This is a genomic window from Betaproteobacteria bacterium, assembly GCA_016720925.1.
Taxonomy (GTDB): domain Bacteria; phylum Pseudomonadota; class Gammaproteobacteria; order Burkholderiales; family Usitatibacteraceae; genus UKL13-2.
Map to the genome: position 1 here is coordinate 83,424 of JADKJR010000022.1, position 14,770 is coordinate 98,193.

Here is a 14,770-nt window from a genome sequence, read left to right on the forward strand (position 1 = left end):
AGTTGATGGCCAGCATCAATCTCAGTCTTCGCCAGCGTATTTCCGACTGGATTTTCCGCGCGCGTTTTCCGGAACAACCGCCGATTATTTTGACGCAGCGGCGGATTTTCATCCTGCCAACCCGCACAGGCTATTTCTTCGCGTTCGTACTGATCCTGCTGCTGATCGCCTCGATCAACTACAGCCTGTCGCTGGGCTTCCTGCTCACATTCCTGCTGGCCAGCATGGGCGGCGTGTCGATGCTGCATACCTTTCGCAATCTGGCGAGACTGTCCATCAGCCCAGGCAAAGTTGAGCCGGTGTTTGCCGGCGATACCGCGCAATTTGCGCTGGTATTCACCAATCCCGGCATGCCACGATTTTCCCTGGGCGCGAAGCGTGCAAGGCTCGTTGCCGCCGAACCTGTCTTTGCCGATGTCGGTGAAAGCGGCAGCACGACCCTGCATCTGGCAATGCGCGCAGAGCGGCGCGGCCGGCTGCAATGCGATCGCGTGGAAATCTTCACCGAATATCCGACCGGCCTTTTCCACGCCTGGTCATACGTCGATTTTGGCACGCGCTGCCTCGTTTATCCGCGGCCCGATCCGGGTGCGGGTGCGCTGCCGCTGGACGCGCATGCCACCGGCCAAGGCAATATCCCGATTCGCGGCGACGAAGAATTCCAGTCGTTGCGTGCCTACCGGCCGGGCGATACCTTGCGCCAGATTGCCTGGAAGGCGTTAGCCCGCGGCCAGGGCCTGCTGGTGAAGGAATTTGGCGCCACTGCCAGCGCCGATCTGTGGCTGGATTTTGAAATGTTGCAGGGCCTGGCGGTGGAGGAGCGGCTTTCGCGCCTGACGTGGTGGGTCATGGAAGCAGAACGCGCGCAAGTACCCTACGGCCTTCGGTTGCCGAATCGCGTTGTGCGTCCACTAGCGGGGAGCCGGCATCGTGATGAGTGTCTGGAGGCGCTGGCCTTGTACGGCATTTTGGAGCCCACGTTGGAGCCGATGTAGATGCTCAACCAGGGCGCCCTGACACTTGCCAACATCACGTGGTTGCTGGCGGCTATGGCGTTTGTCATCGCGCCGCACGTCACGCGCTTGCCAATATGGGTGAGCGCTGTGTGTGTGGGCGCGGGACTCGCGCGCTGGTGGATTGCCCGCCGCGGACTGCGCACGCCGCCGTGGTGGATCATGGCGATGCTTGCCGTGGCGGTCGCTGCCGGTGCCTTGGTTGAATACCGGCAACTGATCGGCCGCGAGGTCGGCGTGACATTGCTGATTGCGATGTTGTGCCTGAAGGTCCTCGAGATGCGCATGAAGCGCGATGTCGTCATCGCCATCTTCCTGGGCTTCTTCCTGGCGATGACCAACTTCCTGTATTCCCAAACCATCCTGATGGGCCTTTACATGCTCGCCTGCGTGTGGATTTTCGTCGCCACGCTCGTGGGATTCAATCGCATCAATACCGAGGCCACCGTTCGGGAACGGCTGGTCCCGGCTTTCTGGCTGCTGATTCAGGCGATCCCGTTGATGCTGGTTTTGTTTTTCCTGTTTCCGCGGCTATCCGGCCCGTTGTGGCGCATGCCGGGCGCTGATTCGGCGGGCAGCGGTCTGTCCGATGAAATGTCACCGGGCGATATCAGCAAGCTCTCGCTGTCGGATGCGGTGGCATTTCGCGTGGATTTCGATGCGGCCGTACCGGAAACGCAGGATTTGTATTGGCGCGGGCCGGTGCTCGGCCGGCAGGTTGGCCGCTCGTGGAAAATGTATCCGGTCCGTGCCGCGCCGCGCATTCAATACGATGCGCTGTCGCCCCCCGTCAAATACCGCGTCACGCTTCAACCCAGCAACAAACCTTGGTTGTTTGCACTGGACCTTCCCGCCGCCGCGCCCCCCGAAGCCAGTATTCTGGGCGATTTTCAACTGCGCTCATTCGGCCTGGTAACGAGCCTCCGGTCCTACGAAATGTCGTCACACCTGCGTTACCGCGTCGGCACTGATCTGCCGCCGGAAGCGCTGCGCCCCTATCTCCAATACAACGAAGACATCAATCCGCGAACCATCGCCTACGCGAAGAAACTGCGCGAAGACAATCCCGATCCGAAAGTGCTGATCGAAAAACTGATGGCGCGCTACAACAGCGAGTTCGAATACACGCTCGAACCCCCTCGTCTCGGTCTTCATCCGGTCGACGAGTTTCTGTTCGATACCAAAAAGGGATTCTGCGAACACTATGCCGGCAGCTTCGTCCTGATCCTGCGCGCCGCCGGCATTCCCGCGCGCGTCGTCACCGGCTATCAGGGCGGCGAGGTCAACCCCATTTCCCGCCAACTGGTGGTGCGCCAATCCGAAGCGCACGCCTGGTCCGAAGTCTGGCTGGAAGACCTGGGCTGGGTGCGCGCCGATCCGACCTTTGCCGTCTCGCCGCTGCGAATCAATCGCGGCATGACCGAGGCGCTGGGCCCGCAGGGTGTGCTCAACGGATTGATACAGGCAGACCGGTTCGGCCTGTTGAAGCAGATCGGATTTACCTGGGACGCGGTCAACAGCCAATGGAACCAATGGGTGGTCGGATTCAATCAGGAGCGCCAGCGCTTCGCATTCGAATCCTGGCTAGGCGTGCGCGACATGGATTGGCGGCAACTCGCCATTTGGCTGATCGTCGGCATGGTCTCATCGAGCGGGGTTGTCGGGCTAATTCTCCTGATGAAGATTTATCGAACGCGCACGGAGCCGGTCGTCGCGGCGTACGCGCGGTTTTGCGCCAAGCTGGCCAAGGCCGGGGTTTCCCGTGCGCCCAGTGAAGGGCCGATGGACCTGCTCTCGCGGCTCGCACGCGAGCGGCCTGCGCTTGCCGTTCGTGCGCGCCCGGTGCTGGAGGCTTATGTTGCGCTGCGCTACGCGCCCTGATGCAGGGCCGCATGACCAGACGGATTTGCCAGCTGCCGCCTGCGGCGCGGCCGGCCGGCGCGGCCGGGCCGATCGTTCAGATCAATAACCTCCGCATCCTTTGACGCAGGTCAAAGCTCATTGATTTAGGGCGTTACGGTGGAAAGCCTGGCGCGATAAGATATCGCGAAGCGGATTGGCGGGCGAGCGGTCCGGCCAGTGACGTATGTGACCCACAGGGAGAAAAGACGATGAACTTCGATATCAGCATCATGATCAGCGTTGCGGCCATACTGGTGATGTTCTACTGCCTTTGGCTGGTGTTTTCGCTGGGTGGAAGCGTTCCGGGTGGTGTGGTCGGCAAAACCTGGAAGACGCTGACGGCGCTCGTCGTCCTGTTCACGCTGGGCTACCTGGTCACGCCGTTCTTCGGCATGCTGCCGCCAAACCTGATGCGATTGATCGTCGCACTCATCTTCCTGTTTGGCGCCATTTACGTCGTGATTACGGTGAAGCTGATTTATCGCATCATCGAGGAACTCGCGGGCTGAGACGATGGATCCGAACGCGGTCCTCAGCAAGACGCCCCTTGGCATGGAGGCACTCAGCCAGAGGGATCATGGGCTTTCGCGAACCTTGCGCCACGCGCTGATCTTCGTCGATGGCCGCTCGACGGTCGCGCAACTGGAAGAAAAAGGCTCGGTCATCCCGGAATTTCGCACGGCTCTGATCGAACTGCTCGCAAACGGGCTGGTGGCGGTTCGCGGCAAAAGTGCACCCATTGTCGCGATGGGAAATACCGCCGCGACCGGCCCGATCGATCAATCCCAGCTTGAAGCGCTTAAGGCAATGGCACTGAGCGTTCTCGGCAAGCAATCGGCCAAGGTCGTCAAGAAACTGGAGGAGGCCGGAGCATCGCGTGAAGCACTGCTGACCGCCATCGACTCCAGCTACAAGCTGATCCGTTTGACGATTGACGAATCAGAAGCCGAGGACTTCCGCAATGCCGCATGGAAGATCATCGCGCACGTCGTTTGACGGCATTGCCGCGCTTGCACGATTGCTCGATTTGATATTGAAACCTCGCGTCTCGCGATGACGAAAGGGCACGCTGGCGTACGCTGAAAAGCCACGTCGGGCGCGCAACTTGGGTGAATGAAATTTATTCATGTCACGTAATCACAGCTTGCGCATGTCGGCGATTCGATTGCCGGTGCATTTCAGTTCATCCACGTCTTCGAGTCGGCATGCACCAACCAGCAGCATGGCCGGGATAATTGCAAAAACTCGATAGAATGGAATCAAGTTTTCGGCGCTGAAAAAGAAAATAAATATTGACGTGCCATACATAACCTCTCGCGAGTTTCTTCCCTACTTCTTATAGTGCCTGCACCCACCATGTCCACACTCAGCCCGACGCCTGGCCGCCGCCGCATTTACCTGATGCGTCACGGCAGCGTCACCTATTTCATGCCCGACGGAAAACCGGTTCCACCCGAGACGGTGCCGCTGAACGAGCTCGGCATCGAACAGGCGCGCGCGGCCGGCAACCTGTTTGCGGAACACGACGTCACCTTCGATCGCGTGATTACCAGCGGGCTTGCGCGTACGGAACAAACGGCGCAGCACGTGCTGGCAGCCATCGGCCATCACGGACCCGTCGAGCAGCGACCGCGCTTGCAGGAAATCCGTGGCGGACGCCTTGCGAGCATTACCGAACGCGATCTGTTGCAGTGCTTCACCGCGCTGACCGACGGGGTGGTTGACGAGGACGTGAAGTTCCTGGGCGGTGAGAGCGTCGGCGAGATGCTGGATCGCGTGCTGCCGGAGATCGACGCCCTGCGCGCGGATGCCAACTGGGACAGCCTGTTGCTGGTGCTGCATGGCGCGGTCAATCGCGCGATCCTCTCCTACCTCGTCACCGGGCAGCGGCAATTGCTGGGCGCCTTCGAGCAAAGTCCCGCGTGCATCAATGTGCTCGATATCGGTACGGCGCGGGTGGACGTGGTATTGCGCATGGTCAATCTCTCGCCCCTCGACTGGCTGCAGCCGGGAAACCGCCAAACGACCATGGAAACACTTCACGACCAATACGAAAAATATCGACGAAAAATGGGAGAACAGGCGAATGTCTGATCAGGGCTTTGAACATTTCGCCGGCACCATGCCGGTATCCGCGAGGCAGCAGTTTGACGCCGCCGCGCTGGAAGGCTGGATGACGGAAAATGTGGCGGGTTTCAAGGGGCCGCTTAGTATTGAGCAATTCAAGGGCGGGCAATCCAATCCGACTTTCAAGCTGATTACACCCGGCGAAACCTATGTGATGCGCTCGAAACCGGGGCCGGCGGCGAAATTGCTCCCTTCCGCGCATGCGATAGAGCGCGAGTTCAAAGTGATGGATGCGCTGGGGAAAACAAGCATCCCCGTCGCGAGAATGCATGCGCTATGTGAGGACGAATCGGTGATCGGCCGGGCGTTTTTCATCATGGAGTTTGTCGCCGGGCGGGTGCTGTGGGACCCCGCCCTGCCGGGCATGACGACCAGTGAACGCGCGGCGATCTTCGATGAAATGAATCGCGTCATCGCCAGCCTGCACCAGGTCGATTACGCCGCCATCGGCCTCGCCGATTACGGCAAGGCCGGGAACTATTTCGAACGGCAGATCGCCCGCTGGACCAAGCAGTATCGCGCCTCGGAGACGGAAAACATTGAAGCGATGAACCAGCTCATCGATTGGCTCCCGAAACATATTCCGCCGGGCGATGAAACCTCGATCGTCCACGGCGATTACCGGCTGGACAACCTCATCTTCCACCCCACTGAACCGCGCGTTCTGGCGATTCTCGACTGGGAGCTTTCCACGCTTGGTCACCCCTTGGCTGATTTCGCGTATCACTGCATGGCGTGGCACGTGGCGCCGAATACATTTCGCGGGCTGGCGGGATTGGACCTGCAGGCGCTGGGCATTCCCGATTTCAATTCGTACGTGGCGACCTATTGCCAGCGCACCGGTCGTCCGGGCATCGACAACTTCGAGTATTACCTTGCCTACAACATGTTCCGCATGGCCGGCATTTTGCAAGGGATCATGAAACGCGTTGTTGATGGCACCGCGGCGTCCACGCAGGCGCTGGCGATGGGCAAGGCCGCAAGGCCACTGGCCGAACTGGGCTGGAAAATCGCTGAAAAACTGATCAAAGGAACACAGGCACCATGAACTTCGACTACTCGCCCAAGGTCATCGATTTGCAGAAACGCTTGAACGCGTTTTTCGATGAACACATCTATCCGAATGAGCATCGTTTTCATGCCGATGTGGAAGCCAATACTCTAGCCGGCAAGCGCTGGACGCCGACCGCGATCATCGAGGAATTGAAGCCGAAGGCAAAGGCAGCCGGATTGTGGAACCTGTTCATGCCGCAGCCGAATCTGGGCGCGGGCCTGACGAATCTGGAATATGCACCGCTGGCCGAGATCACCGGTCGCGTGCACTGGGCGCCGGAAGTATTCAATTGCTCCGCGCCGGACACCGGCAACATGGAAGTATTTGCCACTTATGGCACACCCGCGCAGCAAGCGCAGTGGCTGACACCGTTACTGGCCGGCGAGATTCGCTCTGCCTTCGCCATGACCGAACCCGGCGTTGCGTCGTCCGATGCCACCAACATCGAAACGCGCATCGTCCGCGACGGCGACGACTACATCATCAATGGCAAGAAGTGGTGGATTTCCGGCGCCGGTGATCCGCGCTGCAAGATCTACATCGTCATGGGCAAGACCGATCCCGACGCGGGCAGGCATGTGCAGCAATCAATGATTCTCGTGCCCGCCGACACGCCCGGCGTGACGGTCGACCGCCCTCTTCCCGTGTTCGGCTACGACGATGCGCCGCATGGGCACTGCGAAATGACTTTCCGCAACGTGCGGGTGCCGAAGGAAAATATCCTGCTCGGCGAAGGACGCGGTTTTGAAATCGCCCAGGGCCGGCTCGGACCGGGGCGCATTCACCATTGCATGCGTGCGATTGGCCTTGCCGAGCGCGCGCTGGAACTGATGTGCAAACGTCTCACGTCACGCGTCGCGTTCGGCAAGCCGATCGCCGCGCAGTCGGTCTGGCATGAACGCATCGCCGAGTCGCGCTGCATGATCGACCAGGCGCGACTGCTGACCCTGAAGGCTGCGTACATGATGGACACCGTCGGCAACAAGGCGGCACGCACGGAGATCGCGATGATCAAGGTGGTCGCGCCGAACGTTGCCCAGCAGGTGATCGACTGGGCGATCCAGGCGCACGGCGGCGCCGGGTTGTCTGATGATTTTCCGCTCGCCTATGCCTATACCGCGGCGCGCGCGCTGCGATTCGCCGACGGCCCGGATGAGGTGCATCGCGCCGCGCTGGCCAAGTGGGAAATCGGCAAATACCGGCACTGATCATCGTCTGCGCGCCGCCGATGCATCACATCTTCTGCCACGGATTGGCGGCGGGTGGACGCTTGGCATGCAGTCAACGTGTTGCCGGCCGTGAATACGATGTTCAATTCGCGGATCAATCACGCTGGATTTTTCCAGCATGCGCATTTCCAACTGCGACCGCATGGCCGGGCAGCGCGCGGTCGTCGAGAAATGGCGCGCGCTGACCGGGAAACGTCGGCAGGATATTGCGGTGGGAGCGGCGGGATCTCGGCAAGACGCAAGCGGCTTGGCATCCATGCAGGCCGCGCAGCGCTCTGCATGCGACAGCCGGCTCGCGGGCGATTCTCGTGCGGATCGAATCCATCGCTCAACCTCTAGCACTGGCGCGGCGTTTGAGGCACAATACCGCCAGAAGCCGCTCCAGTACTAGAGTTTGGTGCACAGTTGATTCACCATCTCTCCCGGCAGGTGCATTCCGGCGCAGGCGCGATTCGGGCCTGAGTCTTGAAGTCAGTGAGGCAGCGAATCCGGCCGGTCGATCAGCAAGTAGTGAAGTGATGCAAGCTCCGGCGCAGGATGCGCGCCGAACAGCGGATCGTCATGGGACCGGAAAGCCTTGGCGATTGGCGGCCATTCGTCCGCCGGAAGCAATTCGATGGCGCATGGCAGCACCACGCTTTCCTCGTACGATATGTGCTCGAATTCCAGGGAAATCTGCTCCGGCAACAGTTGCGCGAAGCGGCTATTGGACGAATCAGGCTGGCACCGGCAGGCCGCAAATTCAGCCATCAGCGCTGTCATCTTGTTCAAGGCCGTACCGTGAACGTTCATGGCGCCATCGACGACATGGGGTGGTGCCCCGCATTGCTCCATGGCGGAAAACAGGAAATCCTCTTCCGTCTGCTGATGAACGCCATGCGCGAACACGTCGAGATAACGCAACAGGGCCGACAGGGCACGCAAATCCGCAGGCAATCTTCCCTTCGCAATGGCCGCCGCCTGAAGCTCAAGTTCCGCCAGCACACACGCCAGATGCCGGTGCTGTGCACATATCTCCTGTAGCGCGAATTCAATGGGGAATACGGAATTTCGTTTTTGGATTCTGGGGATCAAGACCGTGCCTTCACTCACTCAGGCAACAGTTCCAAGTACCACACCGTCGGCACGCCGAAAGCTTGATTTTCCTGTATTGCGGAACAATATTAGGATTAAAGTAGGAAATGCCTTGTGTCCCGCGCGCAAGGCTTGGTGACAATTGGTAAACAGACCTTAACGAACAAGAACAACTCATTCCAAAGCCCGCATGAATGCCGTCCGCATGCCCCACCTGCTTTGTGTCGATGACGACATCGATGTCAACGAGCTCATTGCAAATTATTTCAGCCAATATGGCTTCCACGTGACCTGCGTGCAGACAGGTGACGCGATGCGCAGCGGCTGTCGCCGACGGCGGAATCGACGTGGTGCTCCTGGATCTGGGCCTGCCAGGCGAAGACGGACTCGACCTCGCCCGCTACCTGCGCGAACACTGGAACGGCCCGGTGATTATCGTATCCGGTCGCGGAGAAACGATCGACCGGGTGGTCGGTCTCGAGGTCGGGGCGGACGATTATGTGACCAAGCCGTTTGACCTGCGCGAGCTGCTGGCGCGGGTCAAAACCGTCATGCGGCGCGTCTCGGGTGAAAACCATGAGGCCTTGCCGGCCGCGGTTGACGGCAATGGCGAGTCGGCCAAATACCTGTTCGAAGGCTGGACGCTGGATAAGGGCGCGCGCCGCCTTGCAAGCCCGGACGATGTCGAGGTCACGCTCACGCGTGGCGAATTCGATCTGCTGCTGGCGCTGGTCGAAAGGCCGCAGCGCGTCGTGAGCCGCGACCAGCTGATGGACATCATCCACAACCGCGATGCCGGTCCGTTCGATCGCAGCATCGACGTGCAAATCGGCCGCTTGCGCAAGAAACTCGACGACGATCCGCAGCAGCCGCGCATCATCAAGGCGGTGCGCGGGCTGGGATACCAGTTCATCGCGGAGGTATCGCGCCCGCCCAGGCCGGGAGCAAAGCGTGGCTAAAGGCGTGGCCAAAGGCACGGTTAAGGGCACTGATAAAGGCACTGATAAGGGTACGGCGTTCGCAGAAGGGTCGGATGCCCTCTATCCGTCTTTGTTTGAGTCGCTTCCGGACGCCATGCTTGTCGTGAACCGACAGGGTGTGATCACGTTCGCCAATGAAAAGGCCTGCCTGATGTTCGGATGGCCCCGATCGGAACTTGTTGGCGCCCTCGTCGAGCGGCTTGTTCCGCAGCGATTTGCAGAAGGGCATCCGCAACAGCGGCAGCATTTTCACGAGCATACTCAGCCGCAGTCGATGGGTGTTGAACGCGAACTGGTCGGCCTGCGGCGCGATGGCGCCGAATTTCCGCTGGAAATTGCGCTAAGCCACATCAAGATTGGCCACGAAACGCAGGTCGCGGCGGCGATTCGCGATCTGACCTTTACCCTGCGTTTCAGGGAGGCGACCAAGCGTGCGCATTACAGTTCACAGTTGGTAAAGGTGGGCGCACTCGCGCTGCGGTCCAAGGGTATCGATGAAATGCTCGAAAGCGTGCCGGATTTCATTGTCGGAACCTTGTCTGCCGACATCGTCATCGTCTTTTGGACGCTCCACGGTGATGAGCTCCGTCCGCGAATCATCCATGGCGTCTCCGCGGCACACGCGAGCCGGCTGGAAGCCTCGTCCATCGTCAGGATTGAAGCGAATGACCCGCTCGCCAGGGAGCTACCCCGCATCATTCGCGACTATCGCAACGAAACCGGCGCGGATGCCTTGCTGGCTCGAGAGCTTGGTCTCGGTAGCAGCCTGCGAGTGCCGCTTGCCACCGAAACGCGGCTAGTCGGCCTGCTGGTGACCTATTCCCGGCAGCCGGACCAGTTTGGCGAGCACGAACTCTATTTCATGCAGGCGGTGGGAAATGTAATTGTCAGCGCATTCGTGCGCGCCGAAGTTGAATCGCAATTGGCCTTTTCACAGCGACTTGACTCCATCGGCCAGTTGACGGGAGGTATCGCGCACGACTTCAACAACATCCTGACAATCGTGCTGGGCAACCTGCAAATGCTGCGGGAGGCGATTGAACGCGCCGGTGCCGGCGAGTTCCTGAAACTGGTGGACTCCGCGCAGCGCGCGTCCAAACGGGGAGCGGAGCTGACGCACAAGCTGCTCACGATCGCGAGCAGACAGTCACTTTCGCCAGGCGCAATCGATCCGGCAAACGCGCTTGCGGCGATCATCGAAATGCTGCAACGGACAATCATCGAGACAATCGAGATGCATTTGCAGGTTGCCCCCGGCTGCCCGTCTTGCCTGGCCGATCCCCTGCAATTCGACACGGCAATCATCAATCTGATACTGAATGCCCGCGATGCGATGCCGGACGGCGGACACGTGTACATTACGGCAACACCCACCACGCTGCGCGAGGACACGCCCGATGTCGGCCACGAGTTGGCGCCGGGACTCTATGTGCTGATCAGCGTATCCGACACCGGCCAAGGCATGTCACCCGAGATCATGCGTCGCGTGTATGAGCCGTTTTTTACCACCAAGCCAATCGGAAAAGGCACCGGCCTTGGCCTCAGCATGGTCCACGGGTTTGTCAGACAATCGAGCGGCACGATAAGGATAAAAAGCAGACCCGGACATGGAACAGAAGTGCAGCTCTATTTCCCCTGCGCCGATCGACGCGCGTCCACGTCCGTCGCGCAAGCGGATATCCAACGCCACCAGCGGCAATCACCACCCGGACTGGAGACGATACTGATTGTGGACGACGATCTGGAGGTACTTGGTCTGACGGAAGTCCTGCTTGAACGGTCCGGCTATCGTGTCTTGCGGGCTTCAGACACGGCGGAAGCGATGTGGTATCTGGCGGGACCGGAGCCGATCTCCCTTTTATTCACCGATGTCGTCCTCGGCGCGGGCGAGACAGGCCCGCAGCTTGCCGCCGAGGCGCTGAAAATCAGACCGGGTTTGCCTGTCCTCTACACGTCGGGATTTGCACATGGCAAGCTGGACGAAGCCGACCTTGGGCCGGCGCTATTCCTGGCAAAGCCATACCAGCTCGCGGAACTGATTTCGCGCATCGAAACACTTCTGGGCGATCGCCGCGCCGGAACCCGATTTGTCCTGTCTTGACCCCGCCAAGGTCGGACGCGAGGCCGACGTCAGTGCGATTGCGACATGGCGACGACGTCCCGCAACGCGTCGCGATCCAGCAGTTCGATTTCGCGAAGGTGAACGTTGATTATGCCGAGCCGCGCAAATCGTGAAAGTGCACGGCTGACGGTTTCCAGTTTCAGGCCGATCAGGCTGCCAATCTCATTGCGGGTCAGACGCAATTGCAGTTTTGTCGCCGAGAATCCCCGCGAGCCGAAGCGCCGGGACATCTCCAGAAGAAAGGCGGCCACCCTGCCCTCCGCGTGCAGGCTGCCCATGCTCAGCATCTGCTCCCGGTCGCTGCGAATTTCGCTGCCAAATGCACGATGTAGTTCGCGTGCCACCGCAGCGTCGCGCTGGCCGCGCGCAATCAAGGCGTCATAGGGAATCGACAGTACGTCGGAGATGTCCAGGGCAATGGCATCGCATTCGTAGGTGCCCGTTGCAACGGCATCCAGGCCAAGAATGTCTCCCCGCAAATGAAAACCGGTGGTCCGCTCCCTGCCGTCCTCCGATACGTAACTGGTCTTGGCGAAACCTGCGTTGAGGACGTGGAGGGAATGAAAATCGCCGCCCGCGCGAAATAGCAGGTCGCCCTGCTTCAGGCGTCGATGGGCAATTGGAAAATCGGAACCCAGCAACCTGGCCAAGTTGCAACCGGGACTGATTGACTCCATGACCGCCGGCGAGTATTCAAACGCAGGGACAAGACCGGGATGAAAAGTATCTGGACGATGCTGTAGAAAGTCTTGTTCGGCGTGCATGACGGTTCTCCTTTCGAGGGCGCTACGTGAAAACCCGTGGCGCACAAATTTCTTGTCGCCACGGTGATCACGTTACGAGGCGCATATCATCGAACTATGAACCGACACTAACGTTTTGTAACAGTGGGTAACGCCGCCGCTGGCGCCTCACAGGTAAAGTCGCGGAGGCGATAAAACCATCAGCCAATCAATTACTTACTGATATTGCCGACAGCCACTCGCCCGACATTGTGACGACTGCAACCGATGCTGCTTTCAGCATTGCACATCACCGGCAATCTTATGCGTGCCGATCAGTGCGTGGCGCCTCGAATTTCGAGGATCCCGTAAGCCGTGTCAGGCCTCCGCAAGCCTTTCACGTAACCTGTTCAGCGGCACATTGATGAAATCACGCTCGATAGTCCGAGCCACCACCTTTTTGACGTGCGGATCCAGCTGGTGCAGCAGAATGCCGAAGAATGGATTGGAGGCAGCCACCACCAGTTTTGAAAACTCACCGCGCCGCTGGCTTTCCGCAAGCAGTTTCGCCAATTCCGCTGCAAAATGATCGCGGGCGTTGCGGTGTGGATCGGTACGTGGCGCCAGCGATGTGCCCGTTCCGGTCGGACTTTGCGCACGACTTGGTTGGTCGGTAACAAGGCCGGCGGCATTCATCCGCCCTGCTGGATTTCGAAATACGTGGACAACAATCAGCGCGCTGTCCGCGCCACGGTCTTCAACCAGAATGGCTCTCGCGGAGTTCGCCAGGATTATCCAGGTACTCGGTTTGTCTTTGTTGTCCATTGTTTGCTCCTTCAATTCGTCGAATGCAGCGTCATTGTCACGATGGTCAAATCACGTCCGGCTTCCGTCGTGCGCCAGTGTTCGCAAACATCCGGAACGCAGCCGATGTTCCCGCAGAAAGCGCCAGCATGAATCAGCGAAGAAAGTCCATGTGTTTCCATGCTATCGATCGTGGCGTTGGAGGATTTGACATTTCGCAAGCCCAGGCGTGCCAGTTCATCAGGCAGGGATCGGCAAGGACTTTGATATTGGGCAAGCCCCTTGCCTGGACGCCGCGCTAATGTCGTTAGCCGAGAGGCGGCGCACAGCGATGAACCACAAATACCGGACAGCTATCCTCGCCTTGTGCCTGACGGGCCTCTGCGTGACGGTGACAAGTGCGGGACTGGCATTCGGGTTGCCCGAGCCGGGCGTCGCTCAGCTTGCCCGGATCTTCGAGCGTGAAGTGGACATGCGTCTGGACGTGCCGGTTGACGAGCAATCGGCCTATGCCCAACGGCTTGAAGACAATATCGTTCAGTTCGGACTGGGCGATTTGCCCGCGCAGTATTTCGCAATCGTCGACCGGAACCCGAATATTCAGGCGCTGTTGATCTATTGGCGTTCCGTCCCGCATGATTGGACCTTCATTGGCGCATCGCCGGTGTCGACTGGAAAGCCAGGCGCATTCGATCACTTCCGCACGCCGCTCGGCGTGTTCGAGCATTCGCTGGACAACCTTGATTTCAGGGCCGAGGGCACGAAGAACGAATTCGGCATTCGCGGATACGGACGCAAAGGCATGCGCGTGTTTGATTTTGGCTGGACGCTCGCGGAGCGCGGGTGGGGTTCCGGCGGCCAGAGCGCGATGCGCCTGCAGATGCATGCCACCGATCCGGACGTGCTGGAGGGCCAACTCGGACTGGCCCATTCAAAAGGATGCATCCGCATTCCTTCAACGCTGACGGCTTTCTTGGATCGCTATGGTGTACTCGATGCCAACTATGAAAGCGCGGTCGCGCGCGGCCAGCGGCTTTGGGTATTGCGGGCCGACCGCATCAGCTCACCGCAGGCGGGACGCTATCTGGTGATCGTGGAGTCCGATCACGGCAAGCGGCCCGCATGGGCGCCACTGCCGGCGGACCGCGCAAAACGGCGGATCGCCCGTCACGCCTCGCCTTGATCGACGTCGGTCATTGCCGGATACAGTCGGGCGCCGCGCGTTTGAGAATTATCAAGTCGCATCGAGAAATCGCCGATAACATTTTCGACATTGAACATCCCGCCGACAGCAACCCACGGAGAAGCGAACATGCGCGCAATGAATGGCCTGACGCACAGTGAGGTATCGAGACTGATGCAGCAACTGGAAAAAGAGGAATGCGATGTGCGTAACCTGCTGCTGGAAGAATTCAGCCACCGCGCGTCTGGCCAGAATGGCGCAACCGGGTATCGCGAAGGCACCGACTTCGGGGTGGTTGCCGACGCCTCGATTGATCATGCTCCTCCCCTCATACTCGGTTGTGTCGCAACGCGGAACGCAATCGAGAAAAGCCTGGATGCCATTCGGGCGGGCACATATGGCGCTTGCCAGGAATGCGGGCATTACATCGGCCTGAAGAGGCTGCAATCGCAGCCCACCGCGATCCTGTGCATTCATTGCGCGGACAAGCACGCGCAAACTCCGAAGCAGCGGCGTCGCTAACCCAGGTCCTGCTGGTGGATGTAGCCGCGGGTACCTCG

14 protein-coding genes and 1 pseudogene are annotated in these 14,770 nt (G+C 59.8%); 12 read left to right on the top strand and 3 right to left on the bottom strand.

Annotation, left to right across the window (positions count from 1 at the left end; genetic code table 11):
• The first annotated feature begins 5 nt into the window (after positions 1-5).
• The 8 genes from IPP88_20500 to IPP88_20535 all read left to right on the top strand — a co-directional run bounded on the left by IPP88_20500 (position 6) and on the right by IPP88_20535 (position 7,716).
• Positions 6-995, top strand: coding sequence for a DUF58 domain-containing protein (locus IPP88_20500; GenBank protein ID MBL0124988.1), 990 nt, complete (start codon positions 6-8; stop codon positions 993-995).
• Positions 996-2,894 carry a DUF3488 domain-containing transglutaminase family protein gene (locus IPP88_20505; GenBank protein MBL0124989.1) on the top strand — a complete coding sequence of 633 codons (1,899 nt, stop codon included), beginning with the start codon at positions 996-998 and terminating at the stop codon, positions 2,892-2,894.
• Between the two features lie 230 nt (positions 2,895-3,124).
• Positions 3,125-3,424 (top strand): hypothetical protein, encoded by a 300-nt coding sequence (locus IPP88_20510; protein MBL0124990.1) that lies wholly within the window; start codon positions 3,125-3,127, stop codon positions 3,422-3,424.
• A gap of 4 nt (positions 3,425-3,428) precedes the next feature.
• Positions 3,429-3,911: a hypothetical protein gene (locus IPP88_20515; protein ID MBL0124991.1), complete on the top strand. Its 483-nt coding sequence runs from the start codon at positions 3,429-3,431 to the stop codon at positions 3,909-3,911.
• A gap of 405 nt (positions 3,912-4,316) precedes the next feature.
• Positions 4,317-5,009, top strand: a complete 693-nt coding sequence (locus IPP88_20520) for a histidine phosphatase family protein (protein ID MBL0124992.1) — start codon at positions 4,317-4,319, stop codon at positions 5,007-5,009.
• The gene (locus IPP88_20525; GenBank protein MBL0124993.1) at positions 5,002-6,090 is read left to right on the top strand and encodes a phosphotransferase; all 1,089 of its coding nucleotides are present in this window, start codon (positions 5,002-5,004) and stop codon (positions 6,088-6,090) included. The genes IPP88_20520 and IPP88_20525 overlap by 8 nt, the downstream gene beginning before the upstream one ends.
• Positions 6,087-7,304: an acyl-CoA dehydrogenase family protein gene (locus IPP88_20530; GenBank protein ID MBL0124994.1), complete on the top strand. Its 1,218-nt coding sequence runs from the start codon at positions 6,087-6,089 to the stop codon at positions 7,302-7,304. Before IPP88_20525 ends, IPP88_20530 begins: the two co-directional genes overlap by 4 nt.
• Before the next feature lie 139 nt (positions 7,305-7,443).
• On the top strand, positions 7,444-7,716 hold the full coding sequence (locus tag IPP88_20535) for a hypothetical protein (protein ID MBL0124995.1): 273 nt from the start codon (positions 7,444-7,446) through the stop codon (positions 7,714-7,716).
• A gap of 80 nt (positions 7,717-7,796) precedes the next feature.
• On the opposite strand, the gene IPP88_20540 is transcribed toward IPP88_20535, so the two are convergent.
• Entirely contained in the window at positions 7,797-8,399 is a 603-nt protein-coding gene (locus IPP88_20540) for a hemerythrin domain-containing protein (GenBank protein MBL0124996.1), read from the bottom strand.
• 205 nt (positions 8,400-8,604) lie between these two features.
• Here IPP88_20540 and IPP88_20545 point away from each other — a divergent pair.
• Positions 8,605-9,358, top strand: a pseudogene (locus IPP88_20545) (response regulator transcription factor).
• Positions 9,351-11,480, top strand: coding sequence for a PAS domain S-box protein (locus tag IPP88_20550; protein ID MBL0124997.1), 2,130 nt, complete (start codon positions 9,351-9,353; stop codon positions 11,478-11,480). Before IPP88_20545 ends, IPP88_20550 begins: the two are co-directional and overlap by 8 nt.
• A gap of 29 nt (positions 11,481-11,509) precedes the next feature.
• Here the strand turns inward: IPP88_20550 and IPP88_20555 are convergent, their stop codons facing one another.
• Positions 11,510-12,265 carry a helix-turn-helix domain-containing protein gene (locus tag IPP88_20555; GenBank protein MBL0124998.1) on the bottom strand — a complete coding sequence of 252 codons (756 nt, stop codon included), beginning with the start codon at positions 12,263-12,265 and terminating at the stop codon, positions 11,510-11,512.
• 336 nt (positions 12,266-12,601) lie between these two features.
• Entirely contained in the window at positions 12,602-13,048 is a 447-nt protein-coding gene (locus IPP88_20560; GenBank protein ID MBL0124999.1) for a host attachment protein, read from the bottom strand.
• Between the two features lie 280 nt (positions 13,049-13,328).
• Between IPP88_20560 and IPP88_20565 the strand changes: the two genes are divergently transcribed.
• Together IPP88_20565 and IPP88_20570 are read left to right on the top strand one after the other, a co-directional pair.
• Positions 13,329-14,210, top strand: a complete 882-nt coding sequence (locus IPP88_20565) for a L,D-transpeptidase (GenBank protein MBL0125000.1) — start codon at positions 13,329-13,331, stop codon at positions 14,208-14,210.
• Positions 14,211-14,339: 129 nt separating this feature from the next.
• Positions 14,340-14,732 carry a TraR/DksA family transcriptional regulator gene (locus tag IPP88_20570; protein ID MBL0125001.1) on the top strand — a complete coding sequence of 131 codons (393 nt, stop codon included), beginning with the start codon at positions 14,340-14,342 and terminating at the stop codon, positions 14,730-14,732.
• Positions 14,733-14,770: the final 38 nt, after the last annotated feature.

Bases quoted from the DNA above. Each gene is read 5' to 3' on its own strand.
- IPP88_20500 (MBL0124988.1), top strand. From the start codon at position 6: ATGGCCAGCATCAATCTCAGTCTTCGCCAGCGTATTTCCGACTGGATT.
- IPP88_20505 (MBL0124989.1), top strand. From the start codon at position 996: ATGCTCAACCAGGGCGCCCTGACACTTGCCAACATCACGTGGTTGCTG.
- IPP88_20510 (MBL0124990.1), top strand. From the start codon at position 3,125: ATGAACTTCGATATCAGCATCATGATCAGCGTTGCGGCCATACTGGTG.
- IPP88_20515 (MBL0124991.1), top strand. From the start codon at position 3,429: ATGGATCCGAACGCGGTCCTCAGCAAGACGCCCCTTGGCATGGAGGCA.
- IPP88_20520 (MBL0124992.1), top strand. From the start codon at position 4,317: ATGCGTCACGGCAGCGTCACCTATTTCATGCCCGACGGAAAACCGGTT.
- IPP88_20525 (MBL0124993.1), top strand. From the start codon at position 5,002: ATGTCTGATCAGGGCTTTGAACATTTCGCCGGCACCATGCCGGTATCC.
- IPP88_20530 (MBL0124994.1), top strand. From the start codon at position 6,087: ATGAACTTCGACTACTCGCCCAAGGTCATCGATTTGCAGAAACGCTTG.
- IPP88_20535 (MBL0124995.1), top strand. From the start codon at position 7,444: ATGCGCATTTCCAACTGCGACCGCATGGCCGGGCAGCGCGCGGTCGTC.
- IPP88_20555 (MBL0124998.1), bottom strand. From the start codon at position 12,265: ATGCACGCCGAACAAGACTTTCTACAGCATCGTCCAGATACTTTTCAT.
- IPP88_20560 (MBL0124999.1), bottom strand. From the start codon at position 13,048: ATGGACAACAAAGACAAACCGAGTACCTGGATAATCCTGGCGAACTCC.
- IPP88_20565 (MBL0125000.1), top strand. From the start codon at position 13,329: ATGTCGTTAGCCGAGAGGCGGCGCACAGCGATGAACCACAAATACCGG.
- IPP88_20570 (MBL0125001.1), top strand. From the start codon at position 14,340: ATGCGCGCAATGAATGGCCTGACGCACAGTGAGGTATCGAGACTGATG.